Annotated in this window: 14 protein-coding genes and 3 tRNA genes; 6 read left to right on the top strand and 11 right to left on the bottom strand. The window is 39.5% G+C overall.

From position 1 onward, the window contains the following. Nucleotides 1-5: 5 nt before the first annotated feature. From HMPREF2732_RS02190 to erpA, 10 genes are all read right to left on the bottom strand, one after another. Entirely contained in the window at nucleotides 6-485 is a 480-nt protein-coding gene (locus tag HMPREF2732_RS02190; RefSeq protein ID WP_070590733.1) for a TlpA family protein disulfide reductase, read from the bottom strand. After that, nucleotides 475-1,146, bottom strand: a complete 672-nt coding sequence (locus tag HMPREF2732_RS02185; RefSeq protein WP_070590727.1) for an ABC transporter ATP-binding protein — start codon at nucleotides 1,144-1,146, stop codon at nucleotides 475-477. The genes HMPREF2732_RS02190 and HMPREF2732_RS02185 overlap by 11 nt, the downstream gene beginning before the upstream one ends. A gap of 1 nt (nucleotide 1,147) precedes the next feature. Then, nucleotides 1,148-2,281, bottom strand: coding sequence for an ABC transporter permease (locus tag HMPREF2732_RS02180; RefSeq protein WP_070590724.1), 1,134 nt, complete (start codon nucleotides 2,279-2,281; stop codon nucleotides 1,148-1,150). Next, the gene (locus HMPREF2732_RS02175) at nucleotides 2,268-3,608 is read right to left on the bottom strand and encodes an ABC transporter permease (RefSeq protein ID WP_070590720.1); all 1,341 of its coding nucleotides are present in this window, start codon (nucleotides 3,606-3,608) and stop codon (nucleotides 2,268-2,270) included. Before HMPREF2732_RS02175 ends, HMPREF2732_RS02180 begins: the two co-directional genes overlap by 14 nt. Beyond that, nucleotides 3,608-5,002, bottom strand: a complete 1,395-nt coding sequence (locus HMPREF2732_RS02170) for a Fe-S-containing protein (RefSeq protein ID WP_070590717.1) — start codon at nucleotides 5,000-5,002, stop codon at nucleotides 3,608-3,610. Before HMPREF2732_RS02170 ends, HMPREF2732_RS02175 begins: the two co-directional genes overlap by 1 nt. A gap of 114 nt (nucleotides 5,003-5,116) precedes the next feature. Then, nucleotides 5,117-5,638: an iron transporter gene (locus tag HMPREF2732_RS02165; protein WP_070590714.1), complete on the bottom strand. Its 522-nt coding sequence runs from the start codon at nucleotides 5,636-5,638 to the stop codon at nucleotides 5,117-5,119. A 28-nt stretch (nucleotides 5,639-5,666) separates the two neighbouring features. After that, nucleotides 5,667-7,574 carry an FTR1 family iron permease gene (locus tag HMPREF2732_RS02160; protein ID WP_070590711.1) on the bottom strand — a complete coding sequence of 636 codons (1,908 nt, stop codon included), beginning with the start codon at nucleotides 7,572-7,574 and terminating at the stop codon, nucleotides 5,667-5,669. 219 nt (nucleotides 7,575-7,793) lie between these two features. Continuing rightward, nucleotides 7,794-10,193: a penicillin-binding protein 1B gene (mrcB, locus tag HMPREF2732_RS02155; protein ID WP_070590706.1), complete on the bottom strand. Its 2,400-nt coding sequence runs from the start codon at nucleotides 10,191-10,193 to the stop codon at nucleotides 7,794-7,796. Between the two features lie 24 nt (nucleotides 10,194-10,217). Continuing rightward, nucleotides 10,218-10,571: a YacL family protein gene (locus HMPREF2732_RS02150; RefSeq protein ID WP_032822421.1), complete on the bottom strand. Its 354-nt coding sequence runs from the start codon at nucleotides 10,569-10,571 to the stop codon at nucleotides 10,218-10,220. Between the two features lies 1 nt (nucleotide 10,572). After that, nucleotides 10,573-10,920, bottom strand: a complete 348-nt coding sequence (erpA, locus tag HMPREF2732_RS02145; protein ID WP_005696219.1) for an iron-sulfur cluster insertion protein ErpA — start codon at nucleotides 10,918-10,920, stop codon at nucleotides 10,573-10,575. 125 nt (nucleotides 10,921-11,045) lie between these two features. On the opposite strand from erpA, the gene map reads away from it, so the two are divergent. Both map and glnD read left to right on the top strand, forming a co-directional pair. After that, on the top strand, nucleotides 11,046-11,849 hold the full coding sequence (map, locus tag HMPREF2732_RS02140; protein ID WP_070590703.1) for a type I methionyl aminopeptidase: 804 nt from the start codon (nucleotides 11,046-11,048) through the stop codon (nucleotides 11,847-11,849). 62 nt (nucleotides 11,850-11,911) lie between these two features. After that, nucleotides 11,912-14,497, top strand: coding sequence for a bifunctional uridylyltransferase/uridylyl-removing protein GlnD (gene glnD / locus HMPREF2732_RS02135; RefSeq protein ID WP_070590700.1), 2,586 nt, complete (start codon nucleotides 11,912-11,914; stop codon nucleotides 14,495-14,497). Between the two features lie 47 nt (nucleotides 14,498-14,544). On the opposite strand, the gene hemL is transcribed toward glnD, so the two are convergent. Then, the gene (hemL, locus tag HMPREF2732_RS02130) at nucleotides 14,545-15,828 is read right to left on the bottom strand and encodes a glutamate-1-semialdehyde 2,1-aminomutase (protein WP_070590696.1); all 1,284 of its coding nucleotides are present in this window, start codon (nucleotides 15,826-15,828) and stop codon (nucleotides 14,545-14,547) included. A gap of 121 nt (nucleotides 15,829-15,949) precedes the next feature. Here hemL and wecA point away from each other — a divergent pair, with 121 nt between their 5' ends. The 4 genes from wecA to HMPREF2732_RS02110 all read left to right on the top strand — a co-directional run bounded on the left by wecA (nucleotide 15,950) and on the right by HMPREF2732_RS02110 (nucleotide 17,481). Beyond that, the gene (gene wecA, locus HMPREF2732_RS02125) at nucleotides 15,950-17,014 is read left to right on the top strand and encodes a UDP-N-acetylglucosamine--undecaprenyl-phosphate N-acetylglucosaminephosphotransferase (protein ID WP_049365564.1); all 1,065 of its coding nucleotides are present in this window, start codon (nucleotides 15,950-15,952) and stop codon (nucleotides 17,012-17,014) included. Nucleotides 17,015-17,197: 183 nt separating this feature from the next. Then, nucleotides 17,198-17,274: transfer RNA gene (locus HMPREF2732_RS02120), tRNA-Arg, on the top strand. A gap of 30 nt (nucleotides 17,275-17,304) precedes the next feature. After that, nucleotides 17,305-17,380, top strand: a tRNA-His gene (locus HMPREF2732_RS02115). A gap of 24 nt (nucleotides 17,381-17,404) precedes the next feature. After that, nucleotides 17,405-17,481: transfer RNA gene (locus HMPREF2732_RS02110), tRNA-Pro, on the top strand. Nucleotides 17,482-17,520: the final 39 nt, after the last annotated feature.

Raw genomic sequence — 17,520 nt, 5'->3', positions numbered from 1 at the left:
TTTGGCTAGCCTTTAAATAATTTATCTAAATCTTCTGCGGGAATTGCGCCTTCATATTTAGCCTGAATATTACCTTCAGGTGTAATCACAAAACTTGTTGGCGTACCGATAAGTTGATAACGTTCTGCTGTGATTTTTAATTGGTCTTTGATAACCGGCAACGTAAGCTGACGTTTGGCGACCACGGCTTTGGTATCCACTTTATCGCCATCTACATTAATGGCGATAAGTTGAACTTTATCTGGATTCGCTTCGGCCAATTTTTCGAATTCTTTTAATTCGGCAACACATCGCCCACAGGTTTCAGACCAGAATGTCAGTAAGCGAGTGCCTTTCCAATCATCAAGTTTCACTTCTTTACCTTGTAAATCATAGGCTGCGATATCTGGTGCTTTTTGACCAATCGCAGCAACTTCGTCTTTACAAGAAACACTGCCAAAAATGACCGCACTTATGGCTAGTAGTTTGACGAATTTATTTTTCATGAATTTCCTCTTTTACAAATTTTCCGTGATGGAGATAAATAACACGATCGGTTAACTCACCCAATTCTGGATTGTGCGTCACCATCACAATGGTTCTACCTTGGCGATTTAATTCTTGTAGTAAATCCAGTACAAGCGATTCATTTTTTTCGTCGAGATTACCCGTAGGTTCATCGGCAAAAATAACGGGTGGTTGGTTCACTAATGCGCGAGCAATACATACCCGTTGTTGTTCCCCCCCAGAAAGTTGGCTTGGACGGTGATCTATACGATGACCCAATCCTACTTGTTCGAGTACCGCTTTAGCCGCTGCTTCATCAATCACACTGTGATAGTGCTGAGCCAGCATCACATTTTCAAGTGCGGTCAAATAAGGAATTAAATGGAATTGCTGGAAGACTAGACCAATTTTTTCTGCACGGAAACGCTGACGACCGATTTCATCCAATTGTGCCGCATCGACACCATCTAGAATGACTTTACCTTCACTAGCCGTATCTAAGCCGGTTAGAATATTCATCAGCGTGGTTTTACCGGAACCTGATGCACCCATTATCGCAATAAATTCACCTTGGCGAATTTTAATATTAATATCTTCTAAAGCGGTGACTTGCCCGAATCGTTTATATAAATGTTGCGTTTCAATTACAAATTCACTCATTTTATTCCCCTTTTAATACATTTGCGGTTTGGATATTTAAAGCTCGTTTGGTTGGTACAATCACCGCAATAAAGGCAACCAATAACGATAAGACGATAGTAATTGGAATAACCGGTAGACGCATATCAATATAAGATTTAAATACGGTTAATCCAAGTAATTGAGCCAAGATGTAGCCGAAAATCAGGCCCGCGACAATTGCACAAAGTGCAATGATCAGAATCTCGGTACTAATCTGTTTAATGATGTCACTTTGTTTGGCACCTAAGGCTTTTTGTAGTGCAAATTCTTTTGCTCGCTCACCAACAATCGCAATCAATGTGGTGTTAACACAAAGGGTGGCGAGAATCAAAATGACCAATGAGATTAAGCCCATCAATCCTTTGATTTTATCTAAAATCTGCCCTTCAGAAGCAGAGACTTTTCGAATTGGTCGAGCAGTCAGATCAGGTTGATGTTGCATAATGTCCTGGGCAAATTGTGCGACATTACCTTGTTCATTTTTTACATTGAGTAAGGCGTTATTTGCTAATCCTTCTTTATCCAACCAATTTTGGGCAAACTCTAAATTCACGATTAGCATGTTGTCTGTGGCATCACCTGCCTCAACAATACCTTTTATCGTGAATTCATGTTTTTCAACCGCATTTTTAGACAGCGTTAATTTACTTCCAACACCTAAATTAAGGCGTTCTGCTAAGGTTTTCCCAATCATGGCATTGCGATCATCAAAATTCACATTAATGGCTGAGCCGGTAATTTGCCAATAAGGTGCAAGCACACGCATATCTTCAAACCACACGCCCATAATCACAATTTTTTCTAAATCACTTCGCGCAACACCATATAAATAAGGACTGGCAGCGGTGATGAAATTATCCGGTGCATTGTGCAGAATTTGCTTTAATTGGCGTTCTTTCATCAATCCACCATTGGCTGCACCGATGTAAAAGTTTGCCCCGAAAGTACGGAGCTCTTGGCTCATTTTGGTATTAATATCGAAATACACCGCAGCCATTGCCGTCACAATGGACGCACCAACAGTCAGTGCAGAGAAGATAATAAATACTCGTTGTAAACGTAGGCGTAATGCTTGGAAGATCAAACGCCAAAACATACTTTTATTGGCGGCCATAGAGCACCTCCACAGGGTAAAGTTTGGCAATACGATGAGCAGGGAACCAAGTACCCACTACAGCAATTAAAATAGACAGCATCAATACGCAAGGGATTACAATCCAAGCAAAACTGAGCGGAACGCCAAATAGCGCAGATCCAATAAATCTTGCTAAGCCCCAACCAGTAATACAACCAAGCGAACCACCAATTAAGGCACTGATAATGGCTTCGCAATAAAACAATAACGCGATTTGCCATTGGTATGCGCCTAACGCTTTCATTAAACCAATTTCTTTTGAACGCTCAATGATCCCTGTACTCATTAATGAGGCTATGCCCATAGCAGCGGCGATTAAGGCCGCGAGAGTCACGACAGCAAGCAATAACTGGATTTTACCAATGACGACACCTTCTGATGCGGCGACTTGCCAAATTGGTCGAACAATAGCACCAGAAATAGCTTCTTCTAATTGGTGTGAAATAGACGAGACATAAGCCGTACAATACCAACGATCGTACTCTTCCGCATCCAATGCATCGGTATTAGCACGGGCTTTACGAGAAAGGTCATTTTCAGGTACGGTAAGCGCAGAGACTTTAACTGATTGAATTTTTCCTTCTAAGCCCAGTAATTTTTGCACAGCGTTGAGGGGCATGACTAATTGATTATCTTCAGCCCCACCCGTGGATAAAATACCGGTAATTTCAACCGCACTTTGATTATCTAGCTCATTAGTTTGATAGCGAAGCTGGATTTTATCGCCTTGTTTTAGGCCAGTTCGTTGAGCCAATTGCTCACCAATCAATGCAGGGATAAATTCTCCCTCTGGTGTTTCAAGGTCGTTGACCCATTCCCCTTGCACATGCCAATAAGGACTAATGATTTTTTGTCCTGTGTGGTAATCATCTTCATCTGGTACAGGGATGTTGTGATCGAAAAACGTACCTAACACATTAATTTGTCCAAGTGCGGTTGATTTATCGTGAGTGTTTGTGGAAAGCGTTTCCGCTTTTACATCTGCACTTAATAACGGTGCAAAACCTACGATATTATTTCGCCAGAAAATATCTTTAATATTCGGCAGCTCTTTTTCATCGAGAAAATCTTGGCTACTTAAATCTGCGTTATGACTGAGTTCATCAGGCAAGGCTGCATTACTTGCAGGTTCAACTAAAATATTGGCTCCGTAAGATTTGAGCTCTTTTGCCATTTTATCGCCAATATCAATGGATACCGCCAAGAGCGCAGAGACTAAGCCAGCCGCTAAGAAAATAGTGATAACGGCCAACAGTTTACGTTTAATGCTGAAGCGCCAAGATTGAAATAACATTCTTGCTAGCATTATTCCCCCTTACCTAAATACTTTTCAGGGTTATCACGGAATAAATCAAGATTTTTCTCACTTTCAAAGAAGTAAGTTTTACCTTCGTAATTATATTTGTGCTCTGTTTTAGTGTTTTTCATTTGGGCGCCACTAATTGGATCTTTTACATCTATTTCAACAATCGTGCTAAATAAATTTAACCCTTCTTCTAAGCTGGTTCGATTAATGAGAATTTCAGTCTCAGTTTGTTGCCAATCTTCAATTGGAACAGGATTACAGCCACCCGGTTTACCAATAGATGGAATAAACATATGTACGCCGCAGCCTACACAAACGACTTGGTTACCTTCCATTACATAGCCTTGGTCACCACAAAGCAAGCAGGCATCAAATACCGCAGCTAGACTCAATTTATCTGGTTGACGATTAATGACAAAGAAACGCACAGCTTTACCGTCATCAGCAATCCAGACAAAACGGTGTAATTTACCGTCTTTTACTTGTTCAATTGGAATATGGACTTGTTGCTTTTCATCTAAGGTCAGAGGAATTGCTTCTGAAAGTTGTGGTGGACGAGAGGCAATTTGCTCCCAATAAAGCTGGGTAGTAAAAATAATCGCTAAAGCCAAATATCCCCAACCAAGTAATCGAGAGGAGGTACGCAATGCGGCTAATTTTTGGCGTTTTTCAATGGGTTCTTGTGTGGCATTAACTTGTTGCTTGCGTGATAAATGAATTTTGCCGTAGAAGATGGCAAGTACAACGAAGAGTAAGGCAGCACAGATGTAATTTAACCAGTGAGTGATTTCGCCTGATTTCGCAACAAAGCTTAAACGTAGTTTGGTGAGTTCAAGCACTTGGAGTTTCATTAAAATTAATAAGAGTTCGCCAATAAGTGGAACAAGTAAGCTAATTAAGAGAAGGCTAATTGCACCTTTTAAAAGTGCGGTTGATTTTTGTTGTGTTTTTACCGCTTGTTTTAGAAGTAAATAGATCCAGCCTTGTAAGCATAGACAAAAAACAAAGGCAAAAATGACCGCACTTATATGTAAGATCGAATCGGTATTGATAACATCAGTAGAAACGAGGGCAGTAATATTAGGATCTTTTGCCCAGAAGCTTCCCGCGATGAGCATTAATATGGTTTGCCAAAAGGCAGGTAAGCGACCTTTGCCGAAAATTAAACATAAGGCAAAGATAGTCAAGAGCACCAATATCACCGCATTGACGATTAAATTGGTGATTTGTCCCGCAGGTAAACTAAGGCGCAGTACGATACCGGCAATAAAACCGAATAGGCTAAGCCAAATTATTTTTTTCGCACTTACAGTGGATTGTTTACTGTGATAAACACCGAGCAATAATGAAAAAGGTAAAAGTGCTTGAAGCAGGAAAGTAAAAAAATAATTCATAGTTTGACCATTTAATAGGATAAAACAGACGATATTTTAAGGTTAAATGAAATGCTATTGCCTTCCCCTGACAAACAAGGGAAGGCAAGTCGGTAAAATGAGATTTACCTTAGATTATTTGATGCCAGTGAATTTGAATTCATAGTTAACATCAAATGGTTTCCACCAACGACCAACACCTGTTTCAGAGTCGGTATGACGGTGCATACCCGCTTTTGATGGTGGGTCGATGTGGTAAGTTAATTTATAGTTACCCACGCCCATCATTTTCACGTTAGCACCGTAGTGAGGACCGTCACCCGCTACCATTGGCATGAAGGTACCTTCTTGTTTTTCACCCGTATCAGCATTTACTAAAGTATAGTTGATGGTTAAGTAAGGCATCCATTCACCATCACCAAAGCCATTTTTATTACCTTTTACTGCGTGGATGTCCGCTTCTAAGTGGATATCTGATTTCGCAGCAGGTAAACCCATACCACGTGGTTCCATATCGATTGGTTTGAGATAAACCGCCGCAATTTCCATTTCATTCATGGTTACCGCTTCACCGATTGGATATTCTTGGAATGCGTTAGCAGTAGATGCGGTGAAAATACCCGCAAATAATGCTGTTGCTAAAAGTGCTTTTTTCATTGTTTTTCTCCTAAAGGATTGTTGGGTATTACGCGGCTTTTTTGCTTTGATATTTCATAATAAACAGAGCAAATACGGCTGCGACGAGTAAGATTGCTTGTGGAATCAAGGTTTCCATATAAGGATAAATACCTAACCACGAAATTTCAGGCATACCGCTAATCAGCGTTGGCTCGAAAAGTTTGCCTTCAATGAGTTCTAAAACAGATTTACCGGCGAATACAAAGGCCATTAAGTACATAAATGAACCCGTAAACATAAAGAATGGTTTAAGCGGTAATTTCACCACGGTATAACGCATCACGAAGTAGCAAATGGTGAGAATAATTGCGCCGACAATGATACCTGCGAAAAGGTAGATGAAACTGACCGCACTTTTCGCATCACCTACAAGGGCATAATAGAACAATACCGTTTCCGCCCCTTCACGATATACGGCTAAGAAGCTGGTAAGCCATAGGCCAATGAGTGAGCCAGTAGTAAGAGCAGTAGACAGTTTACCTTCTAAATAACGTTTCCAGTTTTGTGCTTCGACTTTCGACAATAACCAGTAACTCATCATAAAGAGCATGACGACGGCAAAAATCATCGTAAAGCCTTCGAGTAATTCGCGGTTTTGACCCGAGTTTTCAAAGATAAGTTGGAAGATAAATGCGGTAACCACACTGGCAATTAGCGCCACATAAACAGACTGACGAATAACCGGCAGTTTATCTTGGTGATTATTTTTAATTAAGTAAGTCACGATAGCCGCAACAATTAATAAGGCTTCTAAACCTTCACGAAGAATGATTAAAAGGCTATATAAGAACATAGACCAATCGCTTTGCTCTTCGCCCTGTAACATTTCAACCGCTTTAGTTAAATTCTGGTTTAGGCCATCAGCTTGAGCTTGTAACTTATCACCTTGTTCAGCTTTCATTAAACTCACGAGACGAGTAAAGTAGCCTTCAAGTTCAGCTTTAAAGTTACTATCACGAGAACCTACTTTGTTTTCCATTCCAGTGCTTTCAAACACGTCGAAATAGGTGTCTTGTACGGAAAGAATCGCTTTTTTGCTTTCACCTTGTTGATAGAGGGTAATCGCTTGTTGGATACGTTGGTTGATCTCTTGTTTAATCTTATTCCAATCTTGCTCTTGTTGGTTATCAGTTGCTTGCTGTGCTGCATTGGATTGAACATTTTGTTCTTCACGTGTCGTTGGCAGGTTAGGCAAGTTTTCTTCAATATCTTGTAATAATTGAGTGCTTTGATAACCAATCTCTGTGATTTGATCGGCTTGTTCGCTTAAACGAATGATGTTGTAAAACTGTTGGTTAATCGCAGCTGAGATTTCTGCAGAGCGATTTTGGCGAATGGACATTTCCATTTCTGAGTTTTTATAGCCATCATATTGTGCTTGTTGGAACAATTTTTTGGCATTGGCAAGATCACCATTTTGATAAGCATCGATCCCTTGAGCGATTAAATCATCAATGGTTTTAAAACTTTGTTGCCAATAAGGGGCAATCGCTTGATTATCATAAACGCCATGTTGTCCGTCAGCATTGAGTTGATGACCTTCAACCAATGATGGCAGCACTTCTTGTAATTCTTTTTTGAGTTGATCGATTTTAGCCTGAATCTCTTTTTGTGAACTGCCTTCACCAATCATTTTACGGATCTCGCCAAAAGTCGCTTCCATTTGGTAACTTTTTTGTGCGGAGAAATTGATACGAATTGGGCCTTCTAGATTTTCAAAGACTTCAAAATAAGCCATTTGCACTTCAGTACGGGCGTCATCTTTATTGCCTTGTTGGAGCAGTTGAGACTTTTTATCTAAGCGAGCCGTAATATCATCAACCCATTGTTGATAGTTATCTTGTGCAAAGAGTGAAGAAGAAGAAAAGGCGAGTGAAAAAATTAAAAAGAAAAATCGAATAGAACGGAATAGCATCGTCTATTTACCTCATTACCTAAAATGAAATTAATTCCTATTTATAATTATCTTTTGATATCAGTGAAATGACAATAAATAATTTTAATTTTTGTGATGGAGATCAAAAAATTCACAAGAGTCGGAAATGTCTAGAGGGTTATTGTATGCTTAAAAGAATAAAGCGTCTTTGTTAGGCGCTTTATGGAGATATAAAAGTGTGGTCAAAAATAAGCGAGTTTATTGAGCGGGTGCAACTTCTTCAACAGGCGCTTTATTATCTAACACATCCCATACACTTTCTTGTTTTGCGGATTCTGGTTGCTCAGGTTGTGGCGATTGCGTAGTCTGCGCTGCGGTAGCTGTTGCCGTACTCGTCGTTGGTGCAGAAGCGCAGAAGTTTTGATCTTTATTTATCCATACAGGGATCGTCCGACTGCTACCACAACTCCAACTGCCGTAAGCATTGATGCCAACCCATTTAATGGTAGAAGGTTGACCGAGTTTCAGTTTTTCAATAACCACACGGTTTAAATAATCTTTATAGATTTGTAGTGCACCAGAGGCACCCGTTAATTTAGTTTCACCGTTATCATCGCGACCTAGCCAAATGGTGCTAACATTTTTACCATCAATCCCCACAAACCAAGTATCACGGGCATCATTGGTGGTGCCTGTTTTACCTGCAAGACGAAGATCCGCGTAATCATTTTGTAAACTACGCGCGGTACCTCGTTCTACGGTTTGTTGCATCGCATATAAGGTTTGATAAGCAGCCTCTCTCGGCACCACTTGATCCGGCACGGTATTGTGTTCGTAAATAATATTCCCTTGGCGATCAGCAATGCTTTGAATGGTACTTAACTCAATTTTGCCACCTTGATTTGCAATGGTTTGATAGAGTTTGGTCACATCATAAGGTGAAATACTATAAGAACCAAGCAAGGTTGCAGGCACTTTTGGAATGGCTACATTATCCCAGCCCATGGCTTTTTGCGTATCGATCACTTTGCTTAAACCGACTTTCATCCCAATGTTTACCGTTGGAATATTCAGCGAGCGAGCAAGGGCATCCATCAACATCACCGAACCGCTGTATTTGCGATCGTAGTTACGAGGTTGCCAAGGTTGGCTACCTTTAACATAAATCGTGATTGGCTGGTTTTGAATTGGCGTATTTAAACGAAATTGTTCCGGATTCATCAGTGCGGTCAAATAAATGGATGGTTTTACCAAAGAACCAATTTGACGTTTTGACATTAAGGCTCGGTTAAATCCGGCATATTCTGTTTGTAATCCACCGACAACAGCACGTATTTCACCCGAGTGATAATCCGCGACAATCATTGCGCCTTCTAAATGTGGATTTTTAGTTTGTATTTGTAATTGATTAACCGTATTCACCACAGCATTTTCAGCTTGTTCCTGTTGTTTTAAATCCATAGTGGAGAAAATACGCGCACCAAGTAGCGCAGAGGTTTTATTTTCCCCTAATTGACGGCGAAGATCGGCTTGCAATGTTTGAATGAAAGCAGGGTATTTACGAGAAATTTGACCTTTAGCTTGCACGCCTAATGGACGTTTACTCAACATCTCATACAACTCATCCCCAATCATTTGGTGATCAAGCATCAGTTTTAACACCACATTTCGGCGATCGAGTGCATATTGTGGATTTCGCCATGGATTATAAAGGGATGGTCCTTTTACCATGCCGACTAAAAGGGCAATTTGGTCAAGGCTAATTTCACGGATAGAACGACCAAAATAGAATTGGCTTGCCAATGCAAAACCGTGAATTTGGATATCACCATTTTGACCAAGGTAAATTTCGTTAAGATAGGTTTCTAAGATACGGTTTTTATCATATCGCCAATCTAATACTAATGACATCAACGCTTCATTGGCTTTACGTGTAATAGAACGTTCGCTAGATAAGAACAAGTTTTTCACTAATTGCTGAGTCAGTGTACTGCCGCCTTGAACCGTTTGACCCGCTCTAATATTAGCAATCATTGCACGCATAATACCGATAGGGTTAATCCCGTTATGATCATAAAAACGGCGATCCTCAGTGAGTAATAAGGCATCAATGAGTAAGCGAGGGTAGTGCTGTAATGGAATCGCTAAGCGATCTTCATTATCTGATTCCAACATGGCAATTAATTTAGGCGCAAGACGGAATTCATCAACCGCTTTGACGTTGACTAAATCTTCAATACGAGAAAGTTTGTTATCTGTAAAACGTAAACGCAATACACGTTGAGGTTCAGGCTTGTCAGGATAAGGGAATGCTCGACGAAGTAATACGATGGTATCCTCTTCGAGTTTAAAATCGCCCGGTGCTGCAATCATAGTAGTTTGACGGTATTCGTTATCCAATAAGATTTGAATCACTTCGTCAAAAGAAAGGTTATCAGACAGTTTTACACTTTCTAAGCGACTATACACTTCAGCCGGTAAACGCCAAATCTGGCCATCCATTTTTGAGCGAATTTGCCAGTCTAAATAGCCACCATAAAATACGGCAAGCGTCCCTAAAGTAAAGGTCGCTTTAGCTAAAAAGATTTTACAAGAACGGCGCTTATCTGGCGCTTGTGTTTCTTGTTGTTCTGATGAGGTGTTTTCCGTTTCCGACATAATAGTTAGCTTCAGAGAATGAGGTTAAGCAATAAATTCAAAATAGGCATTAAGAAAGTGGATGAAGTCTGTTGTACCACAGAAGGCGATACTTTCTTCATCATAATAATGGAAGTCGTCTTCTAAAATTTCATCTGTTTCAATTGCAAGGTTGTTGGCGCGAATCATCACTTCATCGGTATTGATAAAAAGCGTGTATTCGGAACCAATCAGCGTGACTTCATCATTATTTTTAATCTGCTCACAGGCAGAAAGTGCGGTCAAAAACGCTTGAGGATTTGACCGCACTTCTGAATTAAACCAATTGGCTAGAGCAATGTGTTCCATCGAACATTTGGCATGCACATTGCCTAGATAATGGGTAAATTGAAAATCCATATTAGATGCTGAATGACGAACCGCAACCACAGGTACTGGTTGCATTTGGATTGTTCACCACAAAACGAGAACCTTCCAAGCCTTCAGTGTAATCCACGGTGCCGCCAATTAAGTATTGTAAACTCATTGGGTCAATCACTAATTGCACACCGGCTTTTTCAATGGTTAGGTCGCCTTCATTGACTTTGTCGTCAAAGGTGAACCCGTATTGGAAACCACTGCAACCGCCACCGGTAATATAAACGCGTAATTTTAATTCGTTGTTTTCTTCTTCGCTAATTAAACTTTTTACTTTATTGGCTGCCGCATCAGTAAAAGTTAGCGGTACGGCCATATCTAAATCTGACATATCTCTATCCCCACTTTCCTAAAAATAATCCTTGTATTATCTAATAACCTGTTAATTCATTCAAGATTTTTCACGGAATTAGTGCTATTATATGCGAATAAATCTGAATTAAATAAGGAGAAATAATGGGCATTCCATTAAGAACTGAAAAAGAAATTGTTAAGTTACGTGAAGCGTGTAAATTAGCGTCTGATGTCTTGGTTATGATCGAACCTTATGTCAAAGAAGGTGTGACCACAGGTGAATTGGATCGCATTTGTCACGATTACATGGTGAATGTACAAAAAGTGATTCCTGCATGCTTAAATTATCATGGTTTTCCTAAAGCAACCTGTATTTCTATAAATGAAGTGGTTTGCCATGGTATTCCAAGCGACGATAAAAAATTAAAACGTGGTGATATTGTCAATATTGATGTGACTGTGATTAAAGACGGTTATTTCGGAGACAACTCTAAGATGTATGTTGTGGGTGAAACCAATATTCGTAGCCAAAAATTGGTTGAAGCGGCACAAGAAGCGCTTTATGTGGGATTACGTACGGTTAAGCCGGGTATTCGTTTAAATGAAATTGGTAAAGCGGTACAAAAATATACTGAAAGCCAAGGCTTTAGCGTAGTACGAGAGTACTGTGGCCACGGTGTAGGAACTGAATTCCACTGTGAACCGCAAGTATTACACTATTATGCTGATGACGGCGGTGTGGTTTTAAAACCGGGTATGGTATTCACCATTGAGCCAATGATTAATGCGGGTAAAAAAGAAGTACGCATTATGGGTGATGGTTGGACGGTAAAAACCAAAGACCGTAGCCATTCAGCGCAATATGAACACCAAATTGTTGTGACAGAAACTGGTTGTGAAGTGATGACTATTCGTGATGAAGAAATTGCGGAAGGTCGAATTCAACGTATAATGAATAACCTTTAAGTTCAGCTAAAAGCCTACGATAGTGGGCTTTTTTTTATAATTGTTTTGTTTGTGGAATACCTATGCTTTTTCCTTATCATTTCGACTCTCCACTTACGCCAAGTGCGGTCAAAATTCAGCGTGAAAATTTAAAGGAATTGGAACGTCAGCATTTTGCTGATTATTCTGTTTTTGAGCTGATCGCTAACCGTACACAATTTTGTGATGATTTGTTAAAACAGCTTTGGCAGCAATTTGAATTAAATAAAGCTCATCTCACCTTAATTGCAGTAGGCGGTTATGGCAGACAAGAAATCTTTCCTTTATCTGACCTAGATGTTCTTATTCTTTCAAAAGAAGAAAGAGAGTCTGAAACGGAAGAAAAAATTGCTCAATTTGTGCAGTTCTTGTGGGATTGTGGATTTGACGTAGGGCATAGTGTTCGTTCTTTAGAAGAATGTGAAAAGGAAGGCAAACAGGACATTACTATTGCCACTAATTTGCTTGAATCTCGTTATTTATCGGGTGATTTATCCCTTTTTAATGCTTTAGAGGAAATACTGAAAAAGCCAGATTTTTGGGCGGTAAAACCATTCTTTGATGCTAAAGTTCAAGAGCAAATTGAACGTTATCAGCGCTATCATAACACCAGTTACAATTTAGAGCCCGATTTAAAATACAGCCCAGGTGGTTTGCGGGATCTTCATCTTTTATATTGGATCGCATTACGACACACTGGGGAAATGACCCTTGATGGCATTTTGAAAAGTGGCTTTATTTATCCATCAGAACACCAACAATTATTAGAAAGCCAAGAATTTTTATTTAAAGTGCGGTTCGCTTTACACTTGATTTTAAAACGTTATGACAACCGTTTGTTGTTTGATCGTCAAATCAAAGTGAGCGAGATGCTTGGTTTTGAAGGCGACGGAAACCGTGGTGTCGAAAAAATGATGAAACGTTTTTTCCAAGCTTTACGCACGATTTCTCGTTTAACCGATATCCTGATTAAGCATTATAAAGAACATTTTTTATCAACGGATGGCGAGGTTTCTATTCATCCTTTGGATGATAATTTTGAGCTAGTAAATCAAAGTTTGTGTTTACGTAAAAATGATCTGTTTTTACGTTATCCAGATCGTATTTTGGATCTATTTTTATATCTAACGCAGCATGAACAAGCTGAAATTCATTCTTCAACATTACGCCAACTTCAGATTGCGTTGGAAAGCTTGACGCAGAAATTATGTGATATTCCTGAAGCAAGAGAGAAATTTATTCGGTTATTTAATCAACCGAAAGCCATTCAGCGAGCATTTCTCCCAATGCACCAATATGGTGTGTTAACGGCTTATTTGCCACAATGGCAGGGAATTGAAGGTTTGATGCAATTTGATCTCTTCCATATTTACACCGTGGATGAGCACACCTTGCGAGTGATGTTGAAATTAGAAAGTTTCTTAGCTGAAGAGGAAGCCGAATCCCATCCCATTTGCCATCAAATATTTAGCCAAATTTCTGACCGCACTTTGCTTTATGTTGCCGCACTTTTTCATGATATAGCGAAAGGTCGAGGAGGGGATCATGCAGAGTTAGGGGCTGAAGATATCGCTGACTTTGCTCGTTTGCATGGTTTTGATCGTCGAGAAATTGAAACAATGATCTGGTTGGTGAAAGAACATCTGCTCATGTCAATTACCGCACAGCGTCGAGATATTCATGATCCAGAAGTTGTGATGAGCTTTGCGGAAAGTGTACAAAATCATGTGCGTTTAGATTATCTCACTTGTTTGACGGTTGCCGATATTTGTGCAACAAACGGTACCTTGTGGAATAGCTGGAAACGTTCTCTTTTTGCCTCTTTATACGATTATACGTCGCAACAATTCCGACAAGGGATGAATTTATTATTAGATAATAAAGAAAAGATCCTTGAAAATCGCCAATTGGCGCTGGCAATTTTATCCGAAGATCAACCAGAATTATCGGAAGAAAAAATCTTAGCACTCTGGCAACGTTGTCCTGATGATTATTTTTTACGAAATAGCCCAAAACAAATTGCATGGCATACCGAGTTATTAACTGAATTTGATGGTGAAGTACTGGTTAAAATTAGTAATCGTTTTTCTAGCGGTGGGACTGAAATTTTCGTTTATTGCCCTGATCAAGCTAACTTATTTAATAAAGTGGTTTCAACCATTGGTGCGAAAAAATTCAGTATTCATGATGCCCAAATTTTAACATCCGATGATGGGTATGTATTCGACAGCTTTATCATCACAGAATTAAATGGTGAGTTGGTTCGTTCAGAACGTCGCCGAGAATTAGAAGCAGTATTAACCTCTGTTTTATTAGGCGAAAAATTGCCATCTGTGTCTTTTGCAAATAATCGACAGTTGCAACATTTTACCGTAAAAACTGATGTACGTTTTTTGAAAGAAACCAAAAAAGAGCATACGGAGTTAGAAATCGTTGCTTTAGACAAACCCGGTTTATTGGCTCAAATCAGTCAAATTTTTACCGAGTTAAAACTCAATCTTTGTAATGCAAAAATTACGACAGTAGGGGAAAAAGCCGAAGACTTCTTCATTTTGACAAATGAAAAAGGAATCGCATTAACTGAAGAGGAAAGGGGATTGTTAGAAACCGTGCTCTATGAACGTTTGTAATATGAAATAAAAAAAGTGCGGTTAAAATTAACCGCACTTTTTATATTTTAAGCCACTGCGGCAAATGCAGTATCAGCGGCAGCAAGCGTTTTTTCAATGTCTTCATTTGTATGAGCTAAAGACATAAAGCCTGCTTCAAAAGCAGAAGGCGCAAGATAAATGCCTTGATCGAGCATTTTATGGAAGAACACTTTGAATTTTTCGGTATCACATTTCATGACTTCTGCATAAGAGGTAACTTGTTTTTGGTCAGTGAAGAAAATACCAAACATGCCGCCTACATGATTAATCACAAATGGCACATTGTGTTTTTGAGCTAATGCTTTTAAGCCATCGCAAAGTTTTGTGGTTAATTCTGCAAGGTGTTGCTCGTTACCTGCTTTTTTCAATTCGGTTAAACAGGCTAAACCAGCAGCCATTGCAATCGGGTTACCAGAAAGAGTACCTGCTTGATAAACAGGGCCGGTTGGTGCGAGGTGTTGCATAATCACTTTTTTACCGCCAACAGCACCCACAGGCATACCGCCACCAATGACTTTACCTAATGTGGTAAGATCAGGTGTTACACCATAGTAAGCTTGTGCACCCGCAAGTGAAACACGGAAACCTGTCATGACTTCGTCAATAATGAAAAGTGCACCATATTGATCACAAATTTCACGAATGCCTTGTAAGAATCCTTCTTTTGGTGGAACACAGTTCATATTACCTGCAACTGGTTCAATAATCACACAAGCGATATCGTTAGGGAATTCTTCAAATAATTTTTTAACAGAATCAAGATTGTTATATTCTGCAGTTAAAGTGTGTTTTGCAAAATCTTCAGGCACACCTGGAGAGCTTGGTTGACCAAGTGTTAACGCCCCCGAACCTGCTTTGACTAAAAGTGAATCAGAGTGACCGTGGTAACAACCTTCAAATTTTAAGATTTTGCTTCTATTTGTATAACCACGCGCAAGACGAATAGCAGTCATGGTTGCTTCAGTACCTGAACTCACCATACGAACCATTTCAATAGATGGCACAATTTCACAGACTAATTCTGCTAAATCAATTTCAGATGGTGTTGGCGCACCAAAGCTTAAACCATTCTCCGCTGCTTTTAATACAGCATCTAAAATAGCAGGGTGATTGTGACCTAAAATCATTGGCCCCCAAGAACCCACATAATCGATATATTGTTTGCCTTCGGTATCGTAAATGTAAGCACCTTTGGCTTTTTGAATAAATACGGGTGTGCCACCTACGCCTTTAAAAGCACGAACAGGGGAGTTTACACCACCAGGAATAACTTCTTGTGCACGAGAGAAAAGTGCGGTTGATTTTGTCATGATTTTTAATCCTTATATTAAAAGTGGGCATATTGTACTAAAAAACTGAATTTGAGAAAAACCTTTGTGTGCTGATTTTTCTTTATGTTATCCTTTGCAAAAAATTTTTAGGATACAAACTATGCTAAGTCTTATTGTAACTTTCTTAGGGGCATTTTTAACCTTGATTGTGATGCGACCAATTGCGAATAAAATTGGTTTGGTTGATAAACCAAATTATCGTAAGCGTCACCAAGGTGCGATTCCACTTATTGGCGGTGTTTCTCTTTTTATGGGAAATCTTTGCTATTATTTAATGGAGTGGGATCAACTTCGTTTACCTTATCTTTATATATTCAGTATCTTTATTCTACTCGCAATCGGTATCTTAGATGACCGCTTTGATATTAGCCCTTTCTTGCGTGCAGGAATTCAAGCGGTGCTTGCGATTTTAATGATCGATTTGGGTAATGTTTATTTAGATCATTTAGGCCAAATCCTCGGACCATTCCAATTAACGCTTGGTTCTATCGGATTGATTATTACCGTATTTGCCACAATCGCGATTATTAATGCCTTTAATATGATTGATGGTATTGATGGATTGTTAGGTGGGTTGTCTATTGTTTCATTTGCTGCTATTGGTATCTTGATGTTCCGTGATGGACAAATGGATATGGCATATTGGAGTTTTGGCTTAATTGTAGCGATTTTACCTTATCTATTATTAAACTTAGGGATTCCGTTCGGGCCAAAATATAAAGTGTTCATGGGCGATGCTGGAAGTACTTTAATCGGCTTTACTATTATTTGGATTTTACTTTTAAGTACGCAAGGAAAAGGACATCCGATGAATCCAGTGACCGCACTTTGGATTATTGCAGTGCCTTTAATTGATATGGTGGCTATTATTTATCGCCGTTTACGCAAAGGGAAAAGTCCATTCCGTCCAGATCGCTTACACGTACACCACTTAATGGTTCGTGCTGGATTAACCTCTCGCCAAGCCTTTTTATTAATTACCTTCTTTGCGGCAATTTGTGCCACAATCGGTATCTTAGGCGAAGTCTTCTATATTAATGAATGGGCAATGTTTATTGCGTTTATTGTATTATTCTTCCTTTATGCTTATTCAATTACAAAAGCATGGAAAATCACCCGATGGGTACGAAGAATGAAACGTCGCGCACGTCGTAACAAGCAATAAATGAAATAAAGAGGATAGCAATTTGCTATCCTTTTTTACGTTTTAGCACTAAAAATAAACGAATACATAATAAATTCTATACAAATTGAACAAAAATTTATCTTTTGATATTTTTTTTTCAAAAAAGTGCTAGACAAGGTATTTGGAAATCATTAATATACGCCCCTGCAACGACGCAGTAACGCGTTCGTAGCTCAGTTGGATAGAGCGTTGGCCTCCGGAGCCAAAGGTCGCAAGTTCGAATCTTGTCGAGCGCGCCAGAAGTCAATGCGATGAACAACTAATCAATGGTGGCTATAGCTCAGTTGGTAGAGCCCTGGATTGTGATTCCAGTTGTCGTGGGTTCGAATCCCATTAGCCACCCCATCTTCTCTTAATTGAGAAATCTGACGGCGAGTAGCGCAGCTTGGTAGCGCAACTGGTTTGGGACCAGTGGGTCGTAGGTTCAAATCCTATCTCGCCGACCAATTATTTTTTTGCTCTTTAACAATATATCAGACAATCTG

This window comes from Haemophilus sp. HMSC061E01, from assembly GCF_001810345.1.
GTDB lineage: Bacteria > Pseudomonadota > Gammaproteobacteria > Enterobacterales > Pasteurellaceae > Haemophilus_D.
This window is presented reverse-complemented; position numbering and strand designations above follow the sequence as displayed.

Bases quoted from the DNA above. Each gene is read 5' to 3' on its own strand.
- HMPREF2732_RS02190 (WP_070590733.1), bottom strand. From the start codon at position 485: ATGAAAAATAAATTCGTCAAACTACTAGCCATAAGTGCGGTCATTTTT.
- HMPREF2732_RS02185 (WP_070590727.1), bottom strand. From the start codon at position 1,146: ATGAGTGAATTTGTAATTGAAACGCAACATTTATATAAACGATTCGGG.
- HMPREF2732_RS02180 (WP_070590724.1), bottom strand. From the start codon at position 2,281: ATGGCCGCCAATAAAAGTATGTTTTGGCGTTTGATCTTCCAAGCATTA.
- HMPREF2732_RS02175 (WP_070590720.1), bottom strand. From the start codon at position 3,608: ATGCTAGCAAGAATGTTATTTCAATCTTGGCGCTTCAGCATTAAACGT.
- HMPREF2732_RS02170 (WP_070590717.1), bottom strand. From the start codon at position 5,002: ATGAATTATTTTTTTACTTTCCTGCTTCAAGCACTTTTACCTTTTTCA.
- HMPREF2732_RS02165 (WP_070590714.1), bottom strand. From the start codon at position 5,638: ATGAAAAAAGCACTTTTAGCAACAGCATTATTTGCGGGTATTTTCACC.
- HMPREF2732_RS02160 (WP_070590711.1), bottom strand. From the start codon at position 7,574: ATGCTATTCCGTTCTATTCGATTTTTCTTTTTAATTTTTTCACTCGCC.
- mrcB (WP_070590706.1), bottom strand. From the start codon at position 10,193: ATGTCGGAAACGGAAAACACCTCATCAGAACAACAAGAAACACAAGCG.
- HMPREF2732_RS02150 (WP_032822421.1), bottom strand. From the start codon at position 10,571: ATGGATTTTCAATTTACCCATTATCTAGGCAATGTGCATGCCAAATGT.
- erpA (WP_005696219.1), bottom strand. From the start codon at position 10,920: ATGTCAGATTTAGATATGGCCGTACCGCTAACTTTTACTGATGCGGCA.
- map (WP_070590703.1), top strand. From the start codon at position 11,046: ATGGGCATTCCATTAAGAACTGAAAAAGAAATTGTTAAGTTACGTGAA.
- glnD (WP_070590700.1), top strand. From the start codon at position 11,912: ATGCTTTTTCCTTATCATTTCGACTCTCCACTTACGCCAAGTGCGGTC.
- hemL (WP_070590696.1), bottom strand. From the start codon at position 15,828: ATGACAAAATCAACCGCACTTTTCTCTCGTGCACAAGAAGTTATTCCT.
- wecA (WP_049365564.1), top strand. From the start codon at position 15,950: ATGCTAAGTCTTATTGTAACTTTCTTAGGGGCATTTTTAACCTTGATT.